Here is a 26,884-nt window from a genome sequence, read left to right as displayed (position 1 = left end):
ATCTTGACACCGTCGGCCTGACCGTCAAGCTGGACCGGCTGATGCTGTCCAGCGACAGCCTGCCGCTGGTGGTGGATGCACATCGCCTGCAAGACAAACGTACCGCCAAGACGCTGCCGGCCAGCGCCCCCTTCTGGGAGCGCCTGGTGGCCGATATCAGCCAGAGCCTGGGCGAGCTGGTGCACATCCGCCGCATGGACAAGCCCGAAGCGCTGCTGCTGTCGCCTGAGCAATCCTTCTTCCTGCGCGAAAACCTGAAAATGCGCCTGCTGGATGCCCGCCTGGCGCTGATCCAGCGTGACGGCACCACCTTCGATGCCGATGTCAGCGCCGCCCAGTCCTATGTGCTGCGCTACTTCGACAATGACGCACCAGCCACGCGCCAGTGGCTGTCCACCTTGCTGGAACTGAAAGGTGCGCCACTGTCGGTAACCCTGCCCGACCTCAATGCAAGCCTGAAAGCGGTACGTGATGCCCAGGGCAACAAGGGAGACTGACCGGTGAAATTTGTCATCTGGATTACCGGGCTGTTTGCCCTGGCCGTGCTGGTGGGGCTGGCCTCCACCCTGAATACCGGCTACGCCATCCTGTTTTTGCCGCCCTACCGCATGGAGGTGTCGTTCAACCTGCTGCTGCTGGGCATCGTGGCACTGATTGCGCTGGCTTATGTGGTGATGCGCATCATCAGCATCACCGCCGGCCTGCCCACCGAAGTGCGCCGTTTCCAGCGCCAGAAAAAGCTGAAAGCCGCCCGCCACGCCCTGCGTGAGGCCGGTATCGCCTTTTTTGAAGGCCGTTTCCAGAAAGCCGAACGCGAAGCGCTCAAGGCCATGGCCGACGAGTACGCGCCGGAAAACCGCGCCCTTGCCCTGCTGCTGGCAGCACGCTCCGCGGGTGCCACCGGCGATCTGGACAAGCGCGACAGCTATCTGCAACAGCTGGATGTCCTGCCGGAACGCCTGCAGCTGGCACGCCACATGCTGGATGCCGAGCTGAAGCTGGAAGCCAAGGACGCACTGGGTGCGCTGGCCGCCATCGAACGCGCCCGTGCGCTGTCGCCCAATCTCACCAATGCCCTGCGCCTGGAGCTGAAGGTGCGCCTGCTGCAACGCCAGCCGGAAGCGGTACTGGCCCTGACCGAAAAACTGCTCAAGGCCGAGGCGCTGGAGCCGGCACAAGCCCGCCGCTACCGTCTGGCCGCCTACAGCCAGCAGCTGACCGGCTTTGTCGGCGGCCGCGAAGTACGCGACTGGCTGCGCCGCATCCCGGACGCCGAACGGCGCAACCCGGTGCTGGTCAGCGAAATCGTCAGCCGGCTGATTGCGCTGGAAGACTTCGACTATGCCGCCACCCTGCTGGGTGAGGCACTGGCCGACGAAGAACAGGCCACGCCGGAACTGGCACGCGAGCTGGGCCAGCTGGCCGAGCGCCTGTCGCCGGAAAAGCGGCTGGAACTGATGCGCGATGCCGAAGGCTGGCTCAAGAGCCGTCCGCGCGATCACATGCTGCTGCTGGCACTGGGCCGACTGGCCATGAACCAGCAGCTGTGGGGCAAGGCACAAAGCTATCTGGAGGCCAGCAACTCCATCAGCCCCACCCTGTGCGCCAATGCCGAACTGGCCCGCCTGTTCGAGGCCACCGGCAAGGAAGAACAGGCCGCGCAGCATTACCACCGCAGCCTGGAACTGGCACTGGCCAAAGGCGACTGAAGCCCGGTCAGCCAGCAAAAAGCCCGCGTTTAACAACGCGGGCTTTTTCTTTGCCATCCCTGCCGCTCAGCTGCCGCCAGAACTGGCCTCGCGCTGGAACTCCAGCCTATCCCTACCCGCCTGCAATTGCAGCCGATTGCCCTGCACCACCAGCCGGGGCTGTGCCGACAACAGCTGGCTCAGGCTGCGCTCACGCTGCTCCAGCGCTGGCGGGCAGGCCATCAGGGTCGACATCATCGCCCCGGTCTTGAGCAGGCCGTTTTCCAGGCTCACCACACTGCCCAGACCATTACAGCCGGCGGAAGCCTGCAGGCGGCCAGCGGCAAACTCCAGCCGATAGGGCTGCTGCTGGCCCGCGTCCACCTGTTGCCAGCGGCCTTGCAGGCTGGCCAGATCACGCGGCGCCTGCCAGCCCTGCGGCTTGTCGGCGGGCACGGCAGGGGGCGTGCTGGCACAGCCGCTTAGCCAGCCAAGGACCAGTACCGGCATCCAGAAATGTTTCATGCGCTGACTCCTGACGGTGCAGTCCCTGCTCATTGTACGCTGCGGCTGATGGTTTCGCTGAACACCACCCGCTCGAGAATGGTGCGCACGGCCGAGGCATCGGCCGGCGGGTTCGGCACGGTTTCATAACGCAGCTTCAGGTAGTAGGCGGTATCGGGCTGCGGGGTGAAACCCTCGATCTCACCGTAGAACAGCTGCCAGGGCTGGTTTTCGCTGCTACGCACCTGCAGGCATTGCATCTGCCCGGCACCCGCGCTGCAGTTTTTACGCTGGCTGCTGACATACAGATACTGCGGCCGCTGCATCGGGGCCGTGGCGGCAGCGGGGTGGCCTGCCGCTTGCTCCGGCTTGCGCACAAAGCGGTATTCGCCTGCACTGCCCGTCAGCACCAGTTGCTGTGCCTTGCCATCGGTCTTGATCTGGAAGGGTTGCGACAGGAATCCGATATACGCCTGTTCAGTCTGCATCATGGCGGGCGGGCACATCATGCGCGTGGTGGCGACCACCAGCTTGCCCTCGGCATTGGTGTGGCCGGTAAAGCGGTTACACCCGGCAAAGCCGCTGATGCCCTTGGCCTGAAACGACAGTGTGGGCAGCGGTTCGGCTACCTTGGGTGAGGCCAGTTGCCAGTCAGTGCCAATCAGATTGGGCTGGGCCAGCACAGGAGCAGACAACAGGGCGGCCATCACGGCAGTGGTTTTCCAGTGCATATTCATCTCCAAAATTAATCAACGCTAATATTTAAGAGGCCGCAACCGGCCATGAGTTCCATGCAGCTGCTACTGTCAACCCATCCTAAGGATGGCCGCGCTCGCCGCCAAGTGTGGACGGCAGGCAAGAAAAAACCCTGCCGGCGCGACAGGGTTTTTGTTGTGAAAACCGGCAGAGGCTTAGTGCACCACGCCCTTCACCAGGTCTTCCACCACTTTCTTGGCATCGCCAAACACCATCATGGTCTTGTCCATGTAGAACAGCTCGTTGTCGAGGCCGGCATAGCCCACGCTCATCGAACGCTTCACCACGATGACGGTGCGTGCCTTGTGCGCTTCCAGAATCGGCATGCCATAGATGGGACTGGACTTGTCCTTCTGCGCCGCCGGGTTGACCACGTCGTTGGCACCAATCACCAGCACCACGTCGGTATTGTTGAAGTCGGAGTTGATCTCCTCCATCTCCAGCACCTGTTCGTAGGGCACTTCGGCTTCGGCCAGCAACACGTTCATGTGGCCCGGCATACGGCCTGCCACCGGGTGAATGGCATAGCGCACGGTGACGCCCTTTTCATGCAGCAGTTCGGCAAACTCCTGCAAGGCATGCTGGGCGCGCGATACCGCCAGGCCATAACCCGGCACGATCACCACGCTGTCGGCATTGCTCATCAGGAAGGCTGCGTCTTCGGCCGAACCGGACTTGTAGTTCTTCGGGCCGCTGTCACCCGCCGCACCGCCAGCCGCCGCTTCGGCACCAAAGCCACCCAGCAGCACGGATACGATGGAACGGTTCATCGCCTTGCACATGATGTAGGACAGGATGGCACCGGACGAACCCACGCAGGCACCGGCAATGATCAGCACCGGGTTGTTCAGCGTAAAGCCGATACCCGCTGCCGCCCAGCCGGAGTAGGAGTTGAGCATGGACACCACCACCGGCATGTCGGCACCGCCAATCGGGATGATCAGCGTCACGCCCAGCACCAGGGCAATGGCCACCATCGCCAGGAAGGCGGCGTGGCTGTCGGTCAGGAAGTAGGCAATGCCGAAACCCAGCATGGCCAGCGCCAGCACCAGGTTCAGCAGATGCTGGCCATTGAAGCTGACCGCCTTGGAACCAAAGCGACCGGACAGCTTGCCGTAGGCAATCACCGAGGCGGTAAAGGTGATGGCACCAATAAACGCACCGATGAACAGTTCCACCTTCTGCACCGGGGTGTGTTCCACACCGGTATGGAAAATGGCAGCCACGGCAATCAGCACCGCGGACAGGCCCACCAGCGAGTGCATGGCGGCCACCAGTTCCGGCATGCCGGTCATTTCCACCGTCTTGGCCTTCCAGCCACCGATCACGGCACCGGCCACGATGGCGCCGGCAATCAGCCCCAGCACCGGCTTGTCCATGATCATGAAGGTGGTGAGCACGGCGATGACCATGCCGATGATGCCGAACTTGTTGCCGCGCAGCGCCGTTACCGGGCTGGACAAGCCCTTGAGCGCCAGGATGAACAGCACGGCCGCCACCAGATAAAGTACTGCAGATATATTAGCCATGGTTCTTCCTTACTTTTTCTTCTTCTTGAACATGTCCAGCATGCGCTGGGTGACCATGAAGCCGCCGAAGATGTTGATACTGGCCAGGAAGATGCCGATGGTACCCAGCACCGAGGTGAGGGTGATTTCGGAACCGTTGATGTCCACCACCTGCAGCATGGCGCCGACGATGATGATGCCGGAAATGGCATTGGTCACCGCCATCAGCGGGGTATGCAGCGCCGGGGTGACGTTCCACACCACGTGGTAGCCGACAAACACGGCCAGCACGAAGACGGTAAGGCTGGCGATAAAGGGATCGACCATCTCTGTTCTCCTTAGTTGGCCGCCGGGAAACGTACCTGGCCGTCGTGGGTCACCAGGGTGGCCGCCAGCAGGTCGTCTTCCAGATTGAGGGTGAAGCCTTCCTTCGTCAGCATCAGCGACAGGAAGGTGAGCAGGTTCTTGGCATACAGGCTGGAGGCATCCGCCGCCAGCTGGCCCGGCAGGTTGAACTGGCCCACCACAGTGACGTGGTTGTCGGTCACCACCACTTCGCCCGGCTGGGTCAATGCACAGTTGCCACCGGCTTCGGCGGCGATGTCGATGATCACCGAGCCTGGCTTCATCGCGGCCACGATGTCGGCGCTGATCAGCGTCGGCGCCTTTTTGCCCGGAATCAGCGCGGTGGTGATGATGATGTCGGCGGCACGCGCGTGCTTGCTCACCAGCTCGGCCTGGCGACGCTTGTAGTCGTCCGACATTTCCTTGGCGTACACGCCGTCGCTGGCAGCCTTTTCTTCATCGGTCATCGGCACTTCGATGAACTTGCCGCCCAGTGATTCCACCTGCTCCTTGGTCGACGGACGCACGTCGGTGGCTTCCACCACCGCCCCCAGCCGCTTGGCGGTGGCAATGGCCTGCAAACCAGCCACGCCCACACCCATGATCAGCACCTTGGCCGGCTTTACCGTGCCGGCCGCCGTCATCAGCATGGGCATGAAGCGCGGATAGTAATGGGTGGCCAGCAACACCGCCTTGTACCCGGCAATATTGTTCTGGCTGGACAGCACGTCCATGCTCTGTGCGCGGGTGGTACGCGGCAGCAGTTCCAGGGCAAAGGCGGAAACCTTCTTGGCCGCCAGCGCCGGGAAGCTGCTGTTCTGATACGGGGCCAGCTGGCCGATCAGCACCGCGCCGGTTTTCAGCTCGGCAATACCGGCTTCGTCCAGCGGACGCACGGTCAGCACGATGTCGGCCTGCGCCAGCGCCTCGGCCCGATTGGCCGCAATGCTGGCTCCCAGTTCGGCATAGGCCGCGTCGGGAGCGGCGGCAAACTGCCCGGCCCCCTGCTCCACCACCACGGAATGACCCATGGCGATCAGCTTTTTCACCGTTTCCGGTGTCGCGGCCACGCGTTTTTCACCAGCCAGCCTTTCGGCCGGAATAGCGATCTGCATGGTGTGAATCTCCTGCAAAGTGAAATGACAAAAAACAAAAAATAAAGATAGCGAACGCCCGTGCGAGGCCATTTTCGAACGAGCGTTTGAATTATATTAAAACCATGAATGTTGATTTTGCGCAATACTTTTACAAAATTGCGACAATCACCAACCATATACCGTCTGACGATCTGGTCAATACGGCAGGGTTATCCGGGCCGGGGTCTCGCAGCGCGGAAGTCGGGTGCGGGCAGGGAATCGGCATTGCCTGTTCTGTGCATCAGCCGGTGCGGCACCACTGGCGCAGGGAAGATCAACGGCCATCCAGGGTGGCAAGAACAGTGCCAAGTATGAAAAAGCACCTCGTTGCCTGACACTAACGGTTCGTCCGCCAGCTTGTAAAGCAGGGTTAACCATTAACACTAAGGTACTGTAAATCAAAATGAATGGCCGGCCGGCCGGGGTGAAAACCTTGGGCGGAAAGGCTTTTATCGTGCAGTGCACCATAATGCAAAGCCGCTTGCCGGCACTGGCAAAGAGGACGGTCAGCCCCAGTGCGCGGCATCAGCAGCAGCAGAGCAGCTGCGGCAGCCTCACCGGCGCTCATTTTGGCGCAGCACCGCTTGCCGCCAGCAAACGGGCAATGCTGCCATCGCGCAGCATGCCACGCAGCACCACCGTCAGCCGGTCGCGCCGGGCATACCAGGGCGAGCGGCGCGACAAGCCGAGCCGGCGCTCTTCCAGCCCCGGCAATTGCAGTGGCTGCTCGCGCACCAGGGCTTCCCAGCCCTGGCTGTGCAGCAGCTCCATGCCATTCCGGCGGTTGATGACTAGCGCATCCACGCGCCCGGCCAGCAGTTTGCGAAAATTGGACAGGCTGTTTGGTGCGAAATCACGCTCCAGCTGTTTGTCTTGATCAAAGGCAGGCTGATAGCGCATGCCCTCCACCACTCCGATGCGTAATGCGTAGAGATCGGCATAGCGGCGCACCTGCCGCGTATCCGTGCGCCGCAGGTAAATCGCCAGCGGCGTGGCTGCCGCATAGGGGGGATCAAGAAAGTCGATGTATGCATCGCGCTCATCGCTATTGCGCACGCCAATCACCAGATCGGCCTGGCCTTGGCGCATGGCTTGCAGACAACGCTGCAGGGGGCAGGAGAGATAATGTACGGGGGCATCCAGCCGGGCGGCCAGCAATTTGACGATTTCCACATAAGGGCCAGACGGCTGGCCCTGTGCATCCAGCGTTTTCCAGGGGCTGAAGGTATTGAATGCCAATACCAGTGGCGGACTGGCCGCCCAAGCCGGGCATAAGCACAGTGACAGGATGATGGGCAACAAGCCGCGCAGGAAAGGCAATATGGCATCCGCAAAATGATTTTTGCTCATGCTAGCGCCAAACCCCGGCACGGTGCAGGTTTTTTGTCGGCGCGCCCGCAAGATGCCGTGCCTGCGCCTACTGGGCGGCAGTGATGCCGCATCTCAAGCGCCGGAATAACGCTGATTGACTCACGGTAAACGCCGCATTCTTGCTTGTCTGCGCGGCTATTCGCCGTTCTCGCTGCGTCAGACAGGCTCTTACAATAGCCAGGCGGCCAGCATCAGCAGGGCATCCAGCAGCAACAGCCCCGCCGCCGCCAGCCGCCGTTGCAGCAGGCCGCCCAAGCCGGTCAGGCCGGCCACCAGCAGCAAGGCGAACGCCCACAGATGCAGCGTATCCAGGCCATCCACCTGCCACAGATAGGCGGCACCAGCGGCCGTCAGCAGGGCAAACTGCAACAGGGCCAGCGCCGTGCTGCTGCGGGTGAGCGGCAGATCATAGCGCTGGCGGGCGCGCTGCAAATCAAAAGCCGGGCCGTGGTCCACCACGCCGGCCGGCAGCCAGCCCGGAGCCTTGAACCACACCTTGAATTTGTCCTGCCAGCGTGGAGCCCGCCGGGCCAGCTGCCACAGCGGCACATAGCCGGAAGCCACCGCCCACAGCGGGTTCCAGCTGTTGAGCGGCGTGCGGGTGCCGTACACCGGCGCTTCCACTTCTTCGGCAAAGGTGCCGAACAGGCGGTCCCAGATAATCAACATGCCGCCGTAATTCTTGTCCAGGTACTGATCATTCACCGCATGATGCACCCGGTGGTTGGAGGGCGAGGAAAACACCCGGTCGAACCAGCCCAGCTTGCCGATGTGCTCGGTATGAATCCAGAACTGATACAGCAGCACAATCAGCCCGGCCAGTGCGAACTGCTCCGGCGCGACACCGGCCAGCGCCATGGGCAAATAGAAGGGCCAGCCGAGAAAGGCCACCGTGCTTTCCTGGCGCAGTGCGGTGGACAGATTGAAATCCTGGCTCTGATGATGCACGGCATGCGCCGCCCAGAACACCGCACTCTCATGCCCCACGCGGTGCAGCCAGTAATCGCAAAAATCGAACATCACGATGGCCAGCAGCCAACCCCAGGCGCTATGCCACAGCGCGGCGCGGGGAAACAGTGCCAGATGCCGCCAGGTCAGCCCATACAGGCCGATCTGGAACAAGGTGCTGACGCTGGCCACCAATTGGCTGAGCAGGCCCTGGCTCAGGCTGGCCAGCGCGTCACTCAGACGATAGGTGTTGCGGCCGATGGCCAGGCCATAACCCAGCTCCAGCAGCATCAACAGCAGGAAAACCGGGAAGGCATATACGGTGATTTGTTCCATCAGACTTGATCCGCAAGGCATGGCAAAACGGCACGTTGGGTGCCTGTACCAAACTGTACAGCAAAGCAGGCTCCGCTATTGTTGGTTTTTTGTAGCGCGATGCAGATACGGCCAGATCATCAGGTTCGGAAAAACTCGACTTGCGCTTGCAGTTGCACCGATAGCGACAACAGCTGCTGGGCGGCCTGGGCATTATTGGCTGAAATGCTTCCAGTTTCTTCAATCATGCTGACAATGCGCTTCATCTGCTGTGAAATATCCGCCACGGTACTTTCCTGCTCCTGATTGGCATTGGCAACCAATTGCGCATTGTGGAAAGAATCCTCCGCCACCTGGCGGATTTCGGTCAGCGACAGGGCTGCATCGCGCGCCAGGCTGTGCGCGCTGGCAACCCGTGGCGAAGCATTGGTCATGGCATCAACGGCAAAGCGGGTTTCCTGCTGGATGGCATCAATCATGTGCGCGATCTCACCGGTTGCCACACTGGTGCGCTCAGCCAGCTTGCGCACTTCGTCGGCCACTACCGCAAAACCACGCCCGCTCTCGCCGGCACGAGCAGCCTCAATGGCGGCATTCAGGGCCAGCAGATTGATTTGTGCGGCAATTTCGGCGATTACCTGGGTAATATTGCCAATCTCCTGCGAACGGCTTTGCAGCATGCCGATACGATGGGTTGATTCCTGTACCGCGCTGCTGACATCGGCGATTTCCGCGTTCACTTGCTCCACCACCGCCTGGCCACGCTGCGTCTGCTGCAGGGTCTGTTCCGAATTGGTATAGCTACGCTGGGCAATGGCCGACACATCATGAATACGGTTCAGCAAGCGCGTCACCAGCTGTGCCGTTTCTGCACTGGACTTCATTTCAGAACTGGCCGCAGACTCGATTGCCTGCGAGGAATGACTCAGATTACTGGATTGCTGGTGCAGCTGGGCCGTCGTGCCATGCAAGGTAGCCACGATGGCACGCAGCCGCTGCTGCAGTTGGGACAGCGAGGCCAGCAAACTGTCCTGCCGGCCTGACACGGCAAACTGCTGCGTCAGATCACCATGCGACAACCTGGCCACCTGCTGCGCCGCCTGCCCGGGCTCGCCACCAATGGCCGCAATCACATTACGGCCGATCATCCAGCTCAGCCACCACAGCACCAGCACCAGCGCAATCAGGAAGATAAAGGAGCGGGTCGCCGCACTGGTGAACTCGGCATTCACATCTTCGATATAGACACCGGTGCCCAGCCACCAGCCCCAGGGTTCAAAGGATTTGGCATAGGAAATCTTGGGCAAGGGCACGGTAGTGCCAGGCTTGGGAAACAGGTAATCCATTTCTGCGCTGCCATGCAGGCGCAGCTGGGTAATCCAGTCGCTGATGTAGTGCTTGCCTGTCGGATCGGCGGCGTCCAGAAAGGCCTTGCCTTCCCGGCTGCGCTTGCCTCCGTGCATGATGTTGACGCCGTTGAAGTCATAGATAAAGAAGTAATCAGCGCCGCCATTGTAGTGGCTGCTGCGCAGGATATCCCTGGCGCGTTTTTGCGCCTCGGCCGTGCTGATCTTGCCCTCTTGCGCTTGCTGGTATTGCTGCTGGATGACATGACTGGCCGACTCCACCAGCGCCTGGAGTGCCAGACGCTTTTGCAGCAGGATTTCCTGCCGTATCTGCCATACCGACCAGCCACCAAACAAGGCCAGGCCAAGCAGCATGACCAGGGTCAGGCCCATCATTTTTGTTTTCATGCCAAGAGCAGGACTGGCAGCCATTACAATGCCTCATAGGGGTAGGACGGAGCTACCACTATAGCCATTCCCCTGTCATTTAGATTGATTGCAAACAACGATTTTTTGATTACAGCACGCCTGCCCACAGCCATCGTCAAGCCAGATAGCCGACACCCGCCCGGCCCCAGCCTGGGCAACAGGCCAGGCAAGCCCATCAAAACCAAAGCCCCGCAGAAGCGGGGCCGGGTCATGCGCCAAGAGCAGGCTGAGGATTACTTGCCAATGCAAAAACGGCTGAAGATCACCCCCAGCAAATCGTCCGGGGTGAACTGACCGGTGATTTCCGATAGCGCGTTCTGTGCCAATCGCAGCTCTTCGGCGAAGATCTCCACCATTTCCCAGTCAGTATGCGCCAGTTCCATATGTTCGGCCGCGCGGCGGATGGCGTCCAGATGGCGCTCGCGTGCCAGGAACACGCCTTCGCTGGCACCGCTGTAGCCAATCAGTTCCAGCAGCCGCGCCTTCAGCAAATCCACCCCGGCATGGGTGCGGGCGGACAGGTGCAACACGCTGCGGCCATCCTGTTCGGACAGGCCGATGGCGTCGCCGCTGAGGTCGGCCTTGTTGTAGATGAACAAGCGCGGCAGTTGCGGCGGAATGCGCTCCAGAATGGCTTCCACCTCGGCGGTGACGCCGTCGCGGCTGTCCACCAGCACCAGCGCCACATCAGCGCGCTCCACCGCCTGCCAGGTGCGTTCGATGCCGATTTTCTCCACCACGTCGTCGGTATCGCGCAGGCCGGCGGTATCGATGATATGCACCGGCACGCCGTCGATGACGATTTCTTCGCGCACGGTGTCGCGGGTGGTGCCGGCGATATCGGTGACGATGGCGATATCATCGCCGGCCAGCGCATTCATCAGGCTGGATTTGCCGACATTGGGCTGCCCCACCAGCACCACATGCATGCCTTCACGCAGGATGGCACCTTGCCGTGCGGTGGCCTGCACCTGTTGCAGGCGCTGGCGCAGGGTTTGCAGCTTGCCCAGCGCATCGGCCTGCTTGAGAAAGTCGATTTCTTCTTCCGGAAAATCCAGCGTGGCTTCCACCAGCATGCGCAGGGTGATCAGCTCATCCACCAGCACATGGATTTCATTGGAAAAGGCGCCTTTCAGCGATTTGAGCGCACTGCGGGCGGCGGTTTCGCTGGAAGCATCAATCAGGTCGGCCACGCTCTCGGCCTGGGCCAGGTCCATCTTGTCATTGAGGAAGGCGCGCTTGGAAAACTCGCCCGGCTCGGCCAAGCGTGCGCCCAACTGCAGGCAACGGGTCAGCAGCATATTGAGCACCACCGGCCCGCCGTGACCTTGCAGCTCCAGCACGTCTTCGCCGGTAAAACTGTTGGGCCCGGGGAAGTACAGCAGCAGGCCGTTGTCGATGGCCTGGCCATCTGCCGCGTAGAAATCGGTATAGGTAGCGTAGCGCGGCTTGGGCTGTTTGCCGCCGGTCAGCGCAGCGGCAAAGGGCAGCAGATCACGGCCGGATACACGTATGACACCCACGCCGCCACGACCGGGCGCAGTAGCAATGGCACAGATGGTGACGGGAGCGTAAAGGGTAGGCATGCGGACTTTCCTTGCTGCAAACAGGCTGACCAAAGCCGCCGCCACATGGATGGCGACAGCGGCTTGGGTCAGCGTGCGCTGTTTTTTACTGTATCAGAAAGAAAGCCCGGCCTTTGTCTGGCCGGGCTTTGTCAGTCACTACCGTCCCTATCAGGACTGCAGGGCGACTTTCTTGCTTTTTTCAATGCTCTTGTTGATATACCACTGCTGGGCAATCGACAGGATGTTGTTGACGGCGTAGTACAGCACCAGACCAGCCGGGAAGAAGAAGAACATGGCCGAGAAGGCAACCGGCATGATCTTCATCATCTTGGCCTGCATCGGGTCAGTCGGCGGCGGGTTCAGGAAGGTTTGCAGGAACATGGTGGCTGCCATGATCACCGGCAATACATAGTACGGGTCCGGGCGGGCCAGGTCGGTGTACCACAGGATCCACGGTGCCTGACGCAGCTCGACCGAGGCCAGCAGCGCCCAGTACAGGCCGATGAACACCGGAATCTGGATCAGCATGGGCAGACAGCCACCCAGCGGATTCACCTTCTCGCTCTTGTACATTTCCATCACGGCTTGCTGGAACTTCATGCGGTCGTCGCCGTATTGTTCCTTCATGCGTTCCAGGCGCGGTGCCAGGGCCTTCATCTTGGCCATGGAGCGGTAGGATGCAGCCGTCAGCGGATAGAAGATGGCCTTGACGGTGAGGGTCAGCAGCACGATGGCCCAGCCCCAGTTCTGCACCAGACCGTGCAGCTTGGTCAGCAACCAGAACAGCGGGGAGGCAAAGATGTGTACCCAGCCGTAGTCCTTGGAGTATTCCAGGCCGTCGGCCACCTTGGTCAGTACGCTGTAGTCTTCCGGGCCGGCATACAGCGGCACGGTGATGGAGGCGGTCTGGCCCGGATTGATGGTTTTCAGGTCGACGGTAGCGGCAGCGGAGTACAGGCCGTTGCTGTCCTTCAGCTCGAAGTGGCAGGACTTGTCATCCTTGCACACGCTGGCAGCATCCAGCGGCTTCAGTACCCAGGCGGTCATGAAGTAATGCTGCAGCATGCCCACCCAGCCGTCGGTGGCGTTCTTGGCGTAGTCGCCCTTGCCCTTGGCCAGATCGTCGAAGGAAACCTTCTGGAACTTGTTGTCGGAGGTATACACCGCCGGGCCGGTAAAGGTGTGGGCAAAGCGGCCTTCGCCTTCCGGTGCCTGGCCGTCACGCAGCAGACGGTAATAGGCGGTCGGGGCCAGCGGGGTGCTGCCACCGTTGTGGATATCGAAGCGAACACCGATATCGTAGCTGCCCTTCTTGAAGGTATAGGTTTTCACCACCTGCACGCCATTGGCGGCCGGGGCGGTCAGCTTCACCTGCAGGCTGTCGCCGTTCAGGGTGTAGCTGGACTGCTCGGCAGTGTAGACCGTCTTGTGGGTGGGCAGGGCCGGATTGCTGGCTGCCACCAGGCCGGTCTGCGCCACATACACGCGACCATTCTTGTCGGTGAGCAGCTCGAAGGGCTTTTTGGCATCGGTGGCGGAATCGTGTTTCAGCAGGTCGAGCTGACGCAGGTCGCCGCCTACGGTATCGATTTCGGCCTTGATCACATCGGTGCTGACGCGAATGCGCTGACCGGCGGTAAGCTTGGCTGCATCAGCAGGCTGGGCGCTGGCGGTATGGCTGGCCGGTGCGTCCGGCTGCGAAGCCGTTTGGGTCTGGGCCACCTGCTGCGGGGCAGGCTTGGGCGCAAAGTACTCCTGCCACAGCAGGAGGATGCCCATGGACAGGACGATGAAGATTATGAGTCGCTTGGAATCCATCTCTACGATACCGGAAAGTTCAGGGAACCGGGTCATAACCACTGCCACCCCAGGGGTGACAGCGCCCGATGCGTTTCATCGCCAGAAAGCCGCCCTTGCAGGCGCCATGCTTTCTCACCGCCTCGATCGCGTAACTGGAACAGGTCGGCACATAGCGGCACCGCGGTGCCAGCCAGGGGCTGATGGCCAGTTGGTAAAAGCGGATCAGGAGGATGAGGAGGCGCGACATCGTGCCAGTTTAGCAAAGAGTGTAGACAAGGCGATGACAGCTTCTGCTCTGTCAGCGCGTGAAAAAGCCTGTTTGGCCCGGACAATGTAGTCCTGCGCCGGCAAACTTGCCTGATTCAGGCGAAACCACTCGCGTACCGTACGCTTGATGTAGTTTCGGCGTACCGCCCGCTTGTGAACCTTTTTGCCGACAACAAGGCCGACGCGGGCATGGCCCAGTTCGTTGGGGCGGGCGTACACCTGAAACAAGGCCGTGCTGCGCGCTTGCCGCAAACTAAAAACGGATGAAAATTCATCCGTTTTTAATAGCCGGTGCACACGGCGAAAGCGATAAGTCATTGCTGAACTTATACGGCCAGGCGCTTGCGACCCTTGGCGCGACGGGCGGCGATAACGGCGCGGCCACCGCGGGTCTTCATGCGAACGAGGAAGCCGTGAGTGCGCTTGCGACGGGTAGTGGAAGGCTGGTAAGTACGCTTCATGATAAAGAATTCCTGTTTCGAAACGGAAATAAACGCGTGATTTCACAAGAAAAACCGCCGCTTGTCAATGGCAAATTTTTAGCGCACCTGTGGATAACTTTGCTGAAAACCGTTAGAATGTCGAAACTTAACGCACCCCACCCCCTGCGTAATTATTAAACGAGACCACCCGCCCAGGGTGAACCACGCGACAGGAGGAGGGTGCAAGCCACTGCCATGCATGAACACATGCCAGGGTTACGCCCATGCCAGGCGCGCAGCGCCGGCCAACCCACCGGGCGGCAAACCATGGCCCATCCCGCCGAACCTCATCATCGTCACGGCGGGTTTTTGCTTTTACTTGTGTGTACTTAATGACCGAACTGGATCAATTCTGGCCTGCCTGCCTCGCTCGCCTCGAGGCCGAACTGTCTTCACAGCAGTTCAACACCTGGATCAAGCCGCTGGCGGCCGAAGCCAACGATGAAGGCATTGCGCTGTTTGCACCGAACCGCTTCATCATGCAGTTCATCAAGGACCGTTTCCTCGGCCGCATTGAAGAACTGGCAGTCGAGCTGGTGGGCGAAGCCCCGGTCGAGCTGCGCCTGGGCGCCCCCAGCAGCAAGCCGCTGGCCGTACCGGCCGCCGTGGGCAATGGCGCGCGCAAACCCGCGCCGGCCCCTGCTGCCAGCAGCCTTCCCAGCCAGGCCAAGCAGGCCGCGGTAAAAGCCATTGGCGGCAGCCACGAAAGCACCCGGCTCAACCCCTCGTTTACCTTCGACACCCTGGTAACCGGCAAGGGCAACCAGCTGGCGCGCGCCGCCGCCATGCAGATTGCCGAGAATCCGGGCGACCAGGCCTACAACCCGCTGTTTGTGTATGGCGGCGTGGGCCTGGGTAAGACCCACTTGATTCAGGCCATTGGCAACCACGTATTCCAGAAGAACCCGCAAGCCAAGATCCGCTACATCCACGCCGAGCGCTATGTGGCCGACATCATGCGCGCCTACCAGCACAAGGCCTTTGACGAATTCAAGCGCTACTACCACTCGCTGGATTTGCTGCTGATCGACGACATCCAGTTTTTTGCCGGCAAAAACCGCACCCAGGAAGAATTCTTCTACGCCTTTAACGCGCTGATCGAGGGCGGCAAGCAAGTCATCATGACCTGCGACACCTACCCCAAACAGATAGAAGGCATGGAAGAGCGGCTGATCTCGCGCTTCTCCTGGGGCCTGACCGTGGAAATCCAGCCGCCGGAGCTGGAAATGCGCGTGGCCATTCTGATGAAAAAGGCCGAGGCCGACAGCATCAAGCTGGACCACCCCGTCGCGTTCTTCATCGCCCAGAACGTACGCTCCAACGTGCGCGAACTGGAAGGCGCGCTCAAGCGCGTGGTGGCCTATGCCCGCTTTACCAACCAGAACATCTCACTGGACCTGGTGAAAGAAGCGCTGAAAGACATCCTGGCCGCCGGCAACCGCCAGGTCACCGTGGACGCCATCCAGAAAACCGTAGCCGAGTACTACAAGATCAAGCTGTCCGACATGCACAGCAAAAAGCGCAGCCGCGACATTGCCCGGCCGCGCCAGGTAGCCATGGCCCTGGCCAAGGAGCTGACCCAGCTTTCCCTGCCCAATATCGGCGATGCCTTTGGCGGGCGCGACCACACCACCGTGCTGCATGCCTGCAAGACCATTGCCGAAATGCGCGGTAATGACGCCGATATGGCACACGATTACGATACGCTGCTATCCATGCTGCGTAACTGATGATGTTGAACCAACCGATAACTGACTCTGGACACATTCGGGAGCCCGAAACATGCTGATCCTGCAAGCCGAACGCGATGCCCTTCTCAAGCCCCTGCTGGCGGTGACCGGTATTGTCGAACGACGCCATACCCTGCCGATTCTTTCCAATGTCCTGATTGAAAAGAAGGGCGGCCAGGTAGGCTTTCTGGCCACCGATCTGGAAATCCAGATCACCACCGCCAGTGCCGACGAACTGCCGGGCGAAGACTTCCGCCTGACCACCTCGGCCAAAAAGCTGCAAGACATCCTGCGCGCCATACCGGACAAGGCCACCGTCACGCTGGAACAGCTGGACGGCCGCCTGACGCTGAAAGCCGGCAAAAGCCGCTTCAACCTGCAAACCCTGCCGGCCGAAGACTTTCCGCTGCTGTCGGTAGGCTCGGCCTCGGACGCCAGCTTCACCCTGCCGCAGCGCGAACTGAAACGCCTGATCTCCCAGGTGCAATTTGCCATGGCGGTGCAGGACATCCGTTACTACCTGAATGGCCTGCTGATGCAAACCGACGGCAACCAGGTCAAGCTGATCGCCACCGACGGCCACCGCCTGGCCTTTGCCAGCGCCGACGTGGAAGCCACCCTGCCCAAGGCCGAAGTCATCCTGCCGCGCAAGACCATCCTGGAACTGTATAAACTGCTGCAGGACAGCGACGACGAAATCAACATCGAAGTGCTGGCCAACCAGGTGCGCTTCAGCTTTGGCTCCACCGTCATCATCAGCAAGGTGGTGGACGGCAAGTTCCCCGACTACAACCGGGTGATTCCGCTGGATAACGACAAGATCTTCCTGATCGAACGCCTCACCTTCCTGCACGCCCTGCAACGCGCCGCCATTCTGGCCAACGAAAAATTCCGCGGCGTGCGTCTGGTACTGGCACCGGGCAAGATGTCCATCCTGTGTACCAACAGCGAGCAGGAAGAAGCCGAAGAAGAACTGGAAATCGCCTACCAGGGCGGCGAACTGGAAATCGGCTTCAACATCAACTACCTGCTGGATGTGCTGACCAACCTGCCGGCCGACACCCTGCAAATGGCGTTTGGCGATGCCAACCGCAGCACGCTGGTCACCATTCCCGACTACAGCAACTTCAAATACATCGTGATGCCGATGCGCATCTAGGGAGTAGTGAGTAGGAAGTGGGGAGTCGGGTTTGACCACTCCCCCCGCAGGTCTTGAATTTGACTTTATTACAGCAGGAAGCGTGATGACGCAGTGGCTTACTCCCCACTCCCGACTCCCCACTCCCGCTGTTCAGGAACAAGCATGAGCGAACAGGAATACGGCGCGGATAGCATTAAAGTCCTCAAGGGTCTGGATGCAGTACGCAAACGCCCCGGCATGTACATTGGCGATACCTCGGACGGCACCGGTCTGCACCACATGGTGTTCGAAGTGCTGGACAACGCCATTGACGAAGCCCTGGCCGGCCATGCCGACACCATCAAGGTCATCATCAACCCCGACAACTCCATCACCGTATCGGACAACGGCCGGGGCATCCCCACCGACATCCACCCGGAAGAAGGACGCTCGGCGGCCGAAGTGATCATGACCATCCTGCACGCCGGCGGCAAATTCGACAGCAACAGCTACAAGATCTCCGGCGGCCTGCACGGCGTGGGCGTATCGGTAGTGAATGCGCTGTCCGACTGGCTGAAGCTGAAAATCTGGCGTGACGGCAAGGTACACGAAATGGAATTCCGCCGCGGCGACGCCGTGGCCCCGCTCACCGTCACCGGCCACAGCAACCACCGCGGCACCGAAGTCACCTTCCGCGCCAGCGAAGAAACCTTCGGCCTGGTGGAATACCACTTCGACATCCTCGCCAAGCGCATCCGCGAACTGTCCTTCCTCAACCAGGGCGTGGGCATCAACCTGCTGGACAAACGCACGGGCAAAGAAGAAAACTTCGCCTTCTCCGGCGGCGTGGCCGGTTTTGTCGAATACATGAACCGCAACAAGACCGTGCTGCACCCCAAGGTGTTTCACGGCATGGGCGAAAAAGACGGCATGACGGTGGAAGTGGCCATGCAATGGAACGACTCCTACCAGGAAAGCGTCCAGTGCTTCACCAACAACATCCCGCAGCGTGATGGCGGCACCCACATGACCGCCCTGCGCCAGGTGATGACCCGTACGCTCAACCAGTACATCGAAGAACACGAAGTCGCCAAAAAGGCCAAGGTCGACACCACTGGCGACGACATGCGCGAAGGCCTCACCTGCGTACTGTCCGTCAAGCTGCCCGACCCCAAGTTCTCCAGCCAGACCAAGGACAAGCTGGTCTCCAGCGAAATCGGCCCGGTAGTCAACGAAGTCATCAGCGAAGCACTCAAGAGCTATTTGCTGGAAAACCCCAACGACGCCAAAACCATCTGCGGCAAGATCGTCGATGCTGCCCGCGCCCGTGAAGCCGCGCGCAAAGCCCGCGAAATCACCCGCCGCAAAGGCATCATGGACGGCCTGGGCCTGCCCGGCAAACTGGCCGACTGCCAGGAAAAAGACCCCAAGTTGTGCGAACTCTACCTGGTCGAGGGTGACTCCGCCGGCGGCTCCGCCAAACAAGGCCGCGACCGCAAATTCCAGGCCATCCTGCCCTTGAAGGGCAAGATCCTCAACGTGGAACGCGCCCGCTTCGACAAGATGCTGCAAAGCCAGGAAGTGGCCACGCTGATTACCGCCATGGGCTGCGGCATCGGCAAGGACGAATACAACCCGGACAAGCTGCGCTACCACCGCATCATCATCATGACTGACGCCGACGTCGACGGCGCGCACATCCGCACCCTGCTGCTCACCTTCTTCTACCGCCAGATGCACGAACTGGTGGAACGCGGCCACATCTACATTGCCCAGCCGCCGCTGTACAAGGCCAAGCACGGCAAGCAAGAGCGCTACCTGAAGGACGACTACGAACTGAACCAGTACCTGCTGCAACTGGCACTGGAAAAAGCCGAACTCGTCCCCGGCACCGACGCCGCCCCGCTGGCCGGCGACACCCTGGCCGAAGTAGCCCGCCAGTTCCTGCTGGCCCGCGCCGTGATCGAACGCGAAAGCCGCGTCATCGACCCGCTGGTACTGGAAGCCATGCTCAAATCCGGCCGCCTGTCACTGGAAACCGAGCAAGCCTCCAACGACAGCGTCGCCCGCCTGCGCGCACTGGTACCGGCCGAAGCCATCACGCTGGACCTGCTGCACGACGAAAAGAACGACGGCCACCTGATCAAGATCACCCGCAAGCTGCACGGCAACGTGCTGGTGACCGTGCTCGACCAGGACTTCCTGGAAACCGGCGACTACGCCGAGCTGGCCAAAACCGGCGAACTGCTCAGCGGCCTGCTGCGTGACGGCGCCACCGTCCGCCGCGGTGAAACTGTGAAGCCGATCAGCGAATTCGGCCAGGCACTGGACTGGCTGCTGGCCGAAGTGAAAAAGGGCATGAACATCCAGCGCTACAAAGGCCTGGGCGAAATGAACCCGGAACAGCTGTGGGAAACCACCATGGACCCGAACGTGCGCCGCCTGCTGAAGGTACGCATCGAGGACGTGATGGGCGCCGACGACGTGTTCACCACCCTGATGGGCGACGACGTGGAACCCCGCCGCGCCTTTATCGAAGGCAATGCCCTGATTGCGCGGAATATTGATGTGTAAGGGTGTTATAGATAGACACATAAGCTGAGAAAAAGAGGCCCATAAGTTGAGAAACTTATGGGCCTCTTCTTTGTATTGTTACTGCATAACCGAGGAAGGTGGACAACTGGCCGGTTACGAATAAAAGCCAGATGTGATGCTCTCCAAACGTATTTCCATGCCATTGTCAGTGATATTGGCATGAGTATATGTAATCATATGGAATAGGCCTCGCCAGCAGAGGTCATGTGGCTTGTCTTCTGTCCCACAGCATACGTGTTGCAGTAGCCGCCTTTACTGCACGTCGGGATGGTTCCGGGCAGCAAGTCCTCATAGAGACTGATGGTAAAACTCCGTATTGGATTGGGAAGCAGATGGAAAAGATAGTCGAATTGGGCGAAACAGCAGAGAAGCCAAGCTGTATCCGGATTTTGGCCACGTTAGCAAATAAGGTGAACTTGGCTGACTTCCAGAATGCGGTACCTGTTACGCGTGAATTGTCGATACTCAATGAGACTGATGCCGACCTCAAGGAAATCCGGCTAACAGTTTCTTCCGAGCCCCCATTTCTCAAATCCAAGACTTGGCACATCGACCATATCGGCACTGGCCAGACCATACGAATAAATGATACCGACCTGTCACTTGATGGAGCACTGCTCGGGCGACTCACGGAGTCCGACACCGCAGTCGTTACCTTTAGCCTGACATCCGCACAGGATGAAGCGCTCATTCTCGCGTCTCACGAATCCACGGTTGAACTGCTGCCACGTAATCAATGGGGAGGACTGTCCGCACTTCCGGATATGGTTGCTGCATTCGTCCAGCCGAATGAGCCTGCAATCGAACGGGTACTGAAACAAGCGGCAGAGGTTCTCAGAAAAGCAGACAAGTCAGGCTCTATTGATGGGTACCAAGGAGGTGCTCGTCGAGCATGGGAGCTCGCATCCGCCATTTGGAACGCGATAGGTGCAATGGGTATCGACTATGCGTTGCCACCCGCAAGCTTCGAACAAACTGGGCAAAAAGTCCGCAGCCCCAGTCAGATTGCAGACTCCGGCCTTGGTACATGTCTCGACTTGGCACTGTTCATGTGTGCGGCTCTGGAGCAGGCGGGCCTAAATTCATTATTGGTATTTACCAAAGGACATGCATTTCCAGGTGTCTGGCTCAAGGCCGAAGAGTTTTCCACTGCTGTCGTTGATGATGTAACCGCTCTGCGGAAGCGCGTGAAGCTGAAGGAAATCATCCTGTTTGAGACAACATTGCTCACACAGCGCCCCTTACCCCCTTTCAGTTTTGCCATTAGTCGAGGCGAAGAGCAGGTATCAGAGGAACAGGAGCGAGATTTCCAGTTAGTCGTGGACATTCAACGTGCACGACTGCAGCGCATCAAACCACTGGCCAGCGAACAGGCAATCACACGGGGTCCTCTTGAAGCGACTCTCTCCGGTAGCTCAGCAAGGTTCGAGGCGGCACCCGACTTGCCTGAGGAACTCAACGAAGAAACTCCCGATGCGGCTCCAGAACGTCCTGAAGACCGTTTGACACGCTGGCAGCGCAAGCTACTCGACCTCTCTCTGCGCAATAACCTGCTTAGCTTCAAGCCAGGGAAGAAATCTCTGAAGCTGGATGCTCCAGACCCAGGCTCCCTTGAAGATATTCTGGCAGAGGGCCATGCCATCAAGCTTCTGACACGACCAGATTTGATGGATGGTAGTGACCCACGCAGCCAAGCTATATATGAGGGACGAGAGCGAGAGAATATCCGTCGCCAGCACGCACTTGATGCGTTGAAACGGAAAGAGGTCTTTATTGGCCTAGCGCAAGATGACATGGACTCACGGCTTGTAGAGCTGTTCCGGTCCTCACGTACATCTCTGCAAGAGAGCGGCTCCAATACCCTCTATCTGGCACTTGGGTTCTTGTCATGGACGCGTGATGAGAAAGAAGACAAAAAATACCGCGCCCCACTCGTTCTGGTCCCTGTCTCACTGGAACGCCGCAGCGCACGCTCTGGCTTTAGCCTTAAGTTGCACGATGATGAGCCACGCTTCAATCCGACACTTCTTGAGATGCTACGCCAGGACTTCGAGCTTGAGCTTGGGGTACAAGATACAGAGTTGCCGAAAGATGACTCTGGCTTGGATGTAACAGGTATTTGGAAGACCGTCTCCAATGCGATTAAGGACATCAAAGGCTGGGAAGTTGTCGAAGACGTTGTGCTCGCGACATTCTCATTTGCCAAATATCTGATGTGGAAGGACCTGACGGAAAGCACTGAGCAGCTGAAGCAGAATGCGGTGGTTCGGCACTTGCTGGAAACCCCGCGTGACTCGTATGAAAGTACAGTCGAATTTCCTGACATCAGAAGACTTGATACAGAGTTGCCCGTAAAAGAAACATTTTGCCCATTGCCAGCCGATTCTTCGCAATTGTCGGCCATTGTCGCTGCGAGCAAGGGTAAAGACTTTGTATTGATTGGCCCCCCAGGTACAGGCAAGAGCCAAACCATTTCGAATCTGATTGCTCAATGCCTCGCAGAACGGAAGCGAGTGCTCTTTGTTTCCGAGAAGATGGCCGCGCTTGATGTGGTTTATCGGCGCCTTGCAGATGTTGGCCTCGGTAATTTTTGTCTTGAACTACATTCGAACAAAGCACGCAAAACGGATGTGTTAGAACAGCTTCGCCGTTCCTGGGATGGAGCTGCAGCAATAGCCCCTGAAGAGTGGCAGTCAGAAGCAGAACGACTAGAAGGGCTTCGTGCACAATTGAATCGGTATGTTGAACGGTTACATGTTCGACATTCGAATGGAATGAGTGTGTACGAGGCTATTGGTAGGGTAGTTGCCGGACAGGACCTTCCAGCACTCCACCTCTCATGGCCAACTGCGCAAGCGCATGGTGTAAAAGATATGCACACTCTGCGGGAAACCGCAGAACTGCTTGATGTTCATGCCAAAGTAATTGGTAGTGAGCAACTTACCGCAAGCCCACTAGCACATGTCGCTCAAACGGAATGGTCGCCGTTATGGCAGTCAGCATTGCTGGAGGCGGCTCAGGGAGTTGGACCTGCGGTACAGGCCTTCGAGGAGGCTACAGGTGTACTTACCTCTGCTATCGGAATTCCAGCTCTACAAATGGAGCCACGAGTCCGTGAAGGACTCCGGCTGCTTGCAGACACGCTACCTGCGGCAGCAGGTCACGACTGGCAATTTGTCTTGCGCCCCGATGCAAAGGCAATTGCTGAAAACCTTTGCCAAGCCGCTCCGTTAGTTGAACGTTATCGTGAGCTGCTGGGTGCATTATCCGCCCCATGCAGTAATCAAGTCCTTGAAGATATTCGACTGGGTATCTCGCAGCTCTCCCGCTACTTGGAGCTTAAAGAACACCTTTCGCCCCCTTGGAATGAGAGCCTCCGCTCCCGGCTTGGCGTGGGAATCAAGTTGCTACGAAATCGCCAGGAGCTGATTAGTCAGCTGACGATTCCGTATCAAGAAGGAATTTCCACCGCCACTGTGCATCAGCTACAACAGGACTGGCTGGAGCTACAGAATTCATCATGGCCGATGACCGTGATGCGCCGTAAAACATTGGTCAAGAAGCTCAAAGGACTGGCAAATGGAAGCGGTGAACCGGACATCGGCACGGACATTGAGTGCCTGGTGAAGCTCGACAAGCTTCATGCCGATATTAAGCTGTTTGAAGACCTATCACTGCTCACCTCGAATGCATGGTCTGGGGTGAAGACGGACCTTGATGTTGCTCGTGCTGCATTTGCATTCCAGTCCGCACTTGAACAAGCCCGTTCTCGGCAAGCATGGGAAGACATTGGCCTTGACCCCGTCAGCCATGGTCAATGTGGTGACATCGCACGTGAAGACATCCTGCGCATGCGGGAAATGCGTCAGATAGAGCAGGTTATCAATCGACTATCTGGCCTGGATAAGGAAACCAGTGGGGTTTGGTCAGGCTTTGAGACGGACCTTGCTGTTGCAAAAATATTTGTCATCTTTCAAGGCGCATTGCTATCTGCTCGCAGCAATGCCCCGTGGCAAGACGATGGTTTAGATGCTATCGAAAATGGTCGCGCGGGAGTAACCGCAGCTGCAGACCTTAAGAAAATGCGAGAAATGGTCTCGCTTCAAGAGCGGCTGAAAGAATTCGAGGACTTGTCTTCCAAAACATCTGGCTTGTGGAGTGGACTGCAGACGAAAGTTGAAGCGATTGCGCCCGCCCTCCGTTTTTACGAAGCACTGACCACCTCACTTTCTGTTCTTGCCAGTACACCTGAAGCACTGGCAGCCATTAAGGCGCCAATTGCACTGCTACTAGGCGATAGTAACGTCCTGCTTGAGTCTACCGGTGCCATTGCTAGTGCGGGGCGTACCTATGCAAACGCATTGAGTTCCTTAGATAAGGCTATTACCCGTTTCAGCACCACAAGTGGCCTGCCTGAGTCCGATAAAGTAACGCTTGGAGGACTACTACCCAGCGACGTCCTACAGCGTGCCGAAGGTGTGCTGCATACATCGAATAGATTGAACGCGTGGTGTGCATGGCGCAAGACACGCCAACAGGCACTGTCATTGGGGCTGGCCAATGTCGTTAAGGGCCTGGAGCAAGGAACTATTCAACTTGGCCGGGTGAAGGAAACCTTCGAAACCGACTACTGCCGATGGTGGCTGAATGCAGTGGTCGACAGGGACGATGTGCTCCGGACCTTTGTTTCTGCTGAGCATGAAAAGCGTATTCGTGACTTCAGAGAGCTGGATGAACGCTTTACTAGCCTCACCCAGGCATTAGTACGTGCACAACTTTCTGCGGGTCACCCATCACCTGAGCGAGTTTCACATGGGTCTGAGTGGGGTCTACTGCGTTACGAAATGCAGAAAAAAACGCGCCATCTACCCTTACGGGAGCTGGTGACTCGTGCATCAGACGCAGTGATGAGCTTGACCCCCTGCTTACTCATGAGTCCATTGTCCATTGCTCAATTTCTTCCTGCTGAGACAGCGAATTTTGACGTGGTCATCTTCGATGAGGCATCGCAGATACCAGTTTGGGATGCTATCGGTGCAATGGCTCGCGGGAAGCAAGTCATTATGGTCGGTGACCCTAAACAATTGCCACCGACCAGCTTCTTTGACCGTGCCGAATCCGATGCAGACGACAGTGATGTCGAGGCTGAACTTGAAAGCATCTTGGAAGAGTGTATCGGTGCTAATCTGCCGACGATGAAGCTGTCGTGGCACTACCGTAGCCGCCATGAAAGTTTGATAGCGTTCTCGAATTATCGCTATTACGACGGTGAGCTCGTTACATTCCCAAGCCCGCTGACCAATGACAGAGCCGTGAGTTTCACACACGTGCCGAACGGACAATATGAGCGTGGTGCTTCTCGGACAAACAAACCTGAAGCAAAAGCGTTGGTTGCAGACCTTGTCGGAAAACTGAAGTCACCTGGATTCCGAGATAGCGGGCTCACTATAGGGGTTGTCACCTTCAATGCAGAACAACAGTCTCTTATCGAGAATCTGTTGGACGATGAACGCCGTAAAGACCCATCCATAGAGCCGTATTTCCTTGAGAGCCAACTGGAGCCTGTCTTCGTTAAGAACCTGGAAAGTGTTCAAGGTGATGAACGAGACATCATGTATTTCTCCATTACATACGGTAATGCGCCGGGTGTGACCGGTCCCGTTCCCATGAACTTTGGTCCGATGAACAAGCAAGGCGGCGAGCGACGTCTGAACGTGGCCATTACTCGGGCTCGACAGGAGCTACGTGTCTTTGGAAGCTTCCAACCAGAGCAAATGGACTTGTCGAGAACTCAGGCCCTGGGCGTACGCGACCTGAAGCACTTCCTTGAGTTTGCCGACCGTGGTGCTCGCGCTCTTGGTGAGAGCATCTATGGCAGCGTTGGTGATTTTGATAGTCCATTCGAAAAGGCTGTGGCCATCGCCCTTGCGGAGAAAGGTTGGAAAGTTCACCCTCAGGTCGGTGTATCAGCGTTCCGTATCGACCTAGGCGTTGTTGACCCGGATGCACCCGGTCGCTATCTCGCTGGCGTGGAATGCGATGGTGCGACATACCACCGTTCCGCAACTGCTCGAGACCGCGACAAGCTTCGCGAGCAAGTATTACGGGGGTTGGGCTGGGAAATCATGCGGATATGGTCCACTGACTGGTGGATTGATATGCCAGGCACACTAGAGAAAATTCACTTCCAACTTGAGTCGCGTTTGGCAGAGCAGCGAACGGAAACTGCAAAAGCGAAAGAGCAGGCGGAGAAGCTTGCCCAACAGGCTATTGCAGATGCCATGGCGATGACGGAAGGTCAAACAGAAGTAAGCATCAGCGATGCAGAGATGGTGACGAAGGTCACTCACCAGTCTGTTGAAACCTATGCTCGAAATGCTGCCGTTACCCCCAATGCTCAACACCCTGAGTCCCAGTTCGTCGAGGCCGATTTAGCCTCGACTGGGTTGGAAGTAGATGCCGGGGCATTTTTTGATGCTGAGTATGATGCCCAGCTCCTGAAAATGATTGAGCATGTAGTGCGCGTCGAAGGTCCTGTTCTTGATGAGGTTCTTGCTCGGCGGATTGCGCGTCTACATGGATGGGTCCGGACCGGAGCACGTATTCAGGAGCGGGTCGTTGGTCTGGCATCCATACATTACGACAGTGGGTCAGAGGATGTTGGTACGTTCTTCTGGGCCAAAGATAGCAGTTCAGCTGATGCGATTCGATTCCGGCGGCCTGCAGAAGGCGTCGCCCGTTCCGTTGATGAAATTTCGTTGCCGGAATTAAAGGCGCTTGCATTTGAAATGAGGGCCGCAGGACATGACCAGGAAACAGGCATTCAAGCCATGGCCCGTGAAATCGGCTTGCGAAAACTTAGTGCAGTAAGCAGAGCCCGGCTTGAAAGTGCCTGGACGTCTTAAGGGATAGCCAAACTCTGGCCAAGGCGTAATTTTGGGACGCGATTGCCCACAGGGGCGGGAATGATTCACTG

General features: G+C 58.6%; 19 protein-coding genes and 2 pseudogenes. 8 read left to right on the top strand and 13 right to left on the bottom strand.

Annotated features, from left to right (window positions below; genetic code table 11):
- Together JHD64_RS15450 and JHD64_RS15445 are read left to right on the top strand one after the other, a co-directional pair.
- The coding region (locus JHD64_RS15450) for a uroporphyrinogen-III C-methyltransferase (RefSeq protein ID WP_199053990.1) at nt 1-497 on the top strand (497 nt) is incomplete at its 5' end.
- Nucleotides 498-500: 3 nt separating this feature from the next.
- Nucleotides 501-1,709 (top strand): heme biosynthesis protein HemY, encoded by a 1,209-nt coding sequence (locus JHD64_RS15445; RefSeq protein ID WP_199053983.1) that lies wholly within the window; start codon nt 501-503, stop codon nt 1,707-1,709.
- Nucleotides 1,710-1,775: 66 nt separating this feature from the next.
- Here JHD64_RS15445 and JHD64_RS15440 read toward each other — a convergent pair whose 3' ends face one another.
- The 13 genes from JHD64_RS15440 to rpmH all read right to left on the bottom strand — a co-directional run bounded on the left by JHD64_RS15440 (nt 1,776) and on the right by rpmH (nt 14,442).
- On the bottom strand, nt 1,776-2,213 hold the full coding sequence (locus JHD64_RS15440) for an META domain-containing protein (RefSeq protein ID WP_199053981.1): 438 nt from the start codon (nt 2,211-2,213) through the stop codon (nt 1,776-1,778).
- A gap of 29 nt (nt 2,214-2,242) precedes the next feature.
- Nucleotides 2,243-2,923, bottom strand: a complete 681-nt coding sequence (locus JHD64_RS15435; RefSeq protein ID WP_199053979.1) for an META and DUF4377 domain-containing protein — start codon at nt 2,921-2,923, stop codon at nt 2,243-2,245.
- Between the two features lie 180 nt (nt 2,924-3,103).
- Nucleotides 3,104-4,477 (bottom strand): NAD(P)(+) transhydrogenase (Re/Si-specific) subunit beta, encoded by a 1,374-nt coding sequence (locus JHD64_RS15430; protein WP_199053977.1) that lies wholly within the window; start codon nt 4,475-4,477, stop codon nt 3,104-3,106.
- A 9-nt stretch (nt 4,478-4,486) separates the two neighbouring features.
- On the bottom strand, nt 4,487-4,783 hold the full coding sequence (locus tag JHD64_RS15425; RefSeq protein WP_045848133.1) for a proton-translocating transhydrogenase family protein: 297 nt from the start codon (nt 4,781-4,783) through the stop codon (nt 4,487-4,489).
- A gap of 11 nt (nt 4,784-4,794) precedes the next feature.
- Entirely contained in the window at nt 4,795-5,916 is a 1,122-nt protein-coding gene (locus tag JHD64_RS15420) for a Re/Si-specific NAD(P)(+) transhydrogenase subunit alpha (protein WP_199053975.1), read from the bottom strand.
- Nucleotides 5,917-6,501: 585 nt separating this feature from the next.
- Nucleotides 6,502-7,287 carry an ABC transporter substrate-binding protein gene (locus tag JHD64_RS15415; RefSeq protein ID WP_199053967.1) on the bottom strand — a complete coding sequence of 262 codons (786 nt, stop codon included), beginning with the start codon at nt 7,285-7,287 and terminating at the stop codon, nt 6,502-6,504.
- A 189-nt stretch (nt 7,288-7,476) separates the two neighbouring features.
- A complete protein-coding gene (locus tag JHD64_RS15410) occupies nt 7,477-8,592 on the bottom strand; it encodes a sterol desaturase family protein (protein ID WP_199053965.1) in 1,116 nt (371 codons plus the stop codon).
- A gap of 119 nt (nt 8,593-8,711) precedes the next feature.
- Complete coding sequence (locus tag JHD64_RS15405; protein ID WP_199053963.1) at nt 8,712-10,313, bottom strand: methyl-accepting chemotaxis protein; 1,602 nt, start codon at nt 10,311-10,313, stop codon at nt 8,712-8,714.
- Between the two features lie 266 nt (nt 10,314-10,579).
- Complete coding sequence (gene mnmE, locus JHD64_RS15400) at nt 10,580-11,932, bottom strand: tRNA uridine-5-carboxymethylaminomethyl(34) synthesis GTPase MnmE (protein ID WP_199053954.1); 1,353 nt, start codon at nt 11,930-11,932, stop codon at nt 10,580-10,582.
- A 150-nt stretch (nt 11,933-12,082) separates the two neighbouring features.
- Nucleotides 12,083-13,732, bottom strand: a complete 1,650-nt coding sequence (gene yidC / locus JHD64_RS15395; protein ID WP_199053952.1) for a membrane protein insertase YidC — start codon at nt 13,730-13,732, stop codon at nt 12,083-12,085.
- 19 nt (nt 13,733-13,751) lie between these two features.
- Nucleotides 13,752-13,961 carry a membrane protein insertion efficiency factor YidD gene (gene yidD / locus JHD64_RS15390; RefSeq protein ID WP_045848138.1) on the bottom strand — a complete coding sequence of 70 codons (210 nt, stop codon included), beginning with the start codon at nt 13,959-13,961 and terminating at the stop codon, nt 13,752-13,754.
- Nucleotides 13,937-14,299: a ribonuclease P protein component gene (gene rnpA / locus JHD64_RS15385; protein WP_082693426.1), complete on the bottom strand. Its 363-nt coding sequence runs from the start codon at nt 14,297-14,299 to the stop codon at nt 13,937-13,939. The genes yidD and rnpA overlap by 25 nt, the downstream gene beginning before the upstream one ends.
- 8 nt (nt 14,300-14,307) lie before the next feature.
- Complete coding sequence (gene rpmH / locus JHD64_RS15380) at nt 14,308-14,442, bottom strand: 50S ribosomal protein L34 (RefSeq protein WP_011137953.1); 135 nt, start codon at nt 14,440-14,442, stop codon at nt 14,308-14,310.
- Between the two features lie 353 nt (nt 14,443-14,795).
- On the opposite strand from rpmH, the gene dnaA reads away from it, so the two are divergent.
- The 6 genes and pseudogenes from dnaA to JHD64_RS22495 all read left to right on the top strand — a co-directional run bounded on the left by dnaA (nt 14,796) and on the right by JHD64_RS22495 (nt 26,813).
- Nucleotides 14,796-16,193, top strand: a complete 1,398-nt coding sequence (gene dnaA, locus JHD64_RS15375) for a chromosomal replication initiator protein DnaA (RefSeq protein ID WP_110313080.1) — start codon at nt 14,796-14,798, stop codon at nt 16,191-16,193.
- 52 nt (nt 16,194-16,245) lie between these two features.
- On the top strand, nt 16,246-17,352 hold the full coding sequence (dnaN, locus tag JHD64_RS15370; RefSeq protein ID WP_059285847.1) for a DNA polymerase III subunit beta: 1,107 nt from the start codon (nt 16,246-16,248) through the stop codon (nt 17,350-17,352).
- Between the two features lie 144 nt (nt 17,353-17,496).
- Nucleotides 17,497-19,887 carry a DNA topoisomerase (ATP-hydrolyzing) subunit B gene (gene gyrB / locus JHD64_RS15365; protein WP_059285846.1) on the top strand — a complete coding sequence of 797 codons (2,391 nt, stop codon included), beginning with the start codon at nt 17,497-17,499 and terminating at the stop codon, nt 19,885-19,887.
- 353 nt (nt 19,888-20,240) lie between these two features.
- Nucleotides 20,241-22,469, top strand: a pseudogene (locus JHD64_RS22505) (DUF4011 domain-containing protein); the annotation flags it as partial.
- 914 nt (nt 22,470-23,383) lie between these two features.
- Nucleotides 23,384-23,455, top strand: a pseudogene (locus JHD64_RS22500) (hypothetical protein); the annotation flags it as partial.
- Nucleotides 23,436-26,813: a DUF3320 domain-containing protein gene (locus JHD64_RS22495; RefSeq protein WP_370540964.1), complete on the top strand. Its 3,378-nt coding sequence runs from the start codon at nt 23,436-23,438 to the stop codon at nt 26,811-26,813. The pseudogene JHD64_RS22500 and the gene JHD64_RS22495, both read left to right, overlap by 20 nt.
- Nucleotides 26,814-26,884 lie beyond the last annotated feature (71 nt).

Source organism: Aquitalea sp. ASV15 (assembly GCF_016429115.1).
GTDB classification, from domain to species: Bacteria; Pseudomonadota; Gammaproteobacteria; order Burkholderiales; family Chromobacteriaceae; genus Aquitalea; species Aquitalea magnusonii.
The sequence above is the reverse complement of the archived record's forward strand: the minus strand, read 5'-3'. Positions and strand labels throughout refer to the sequence as shown.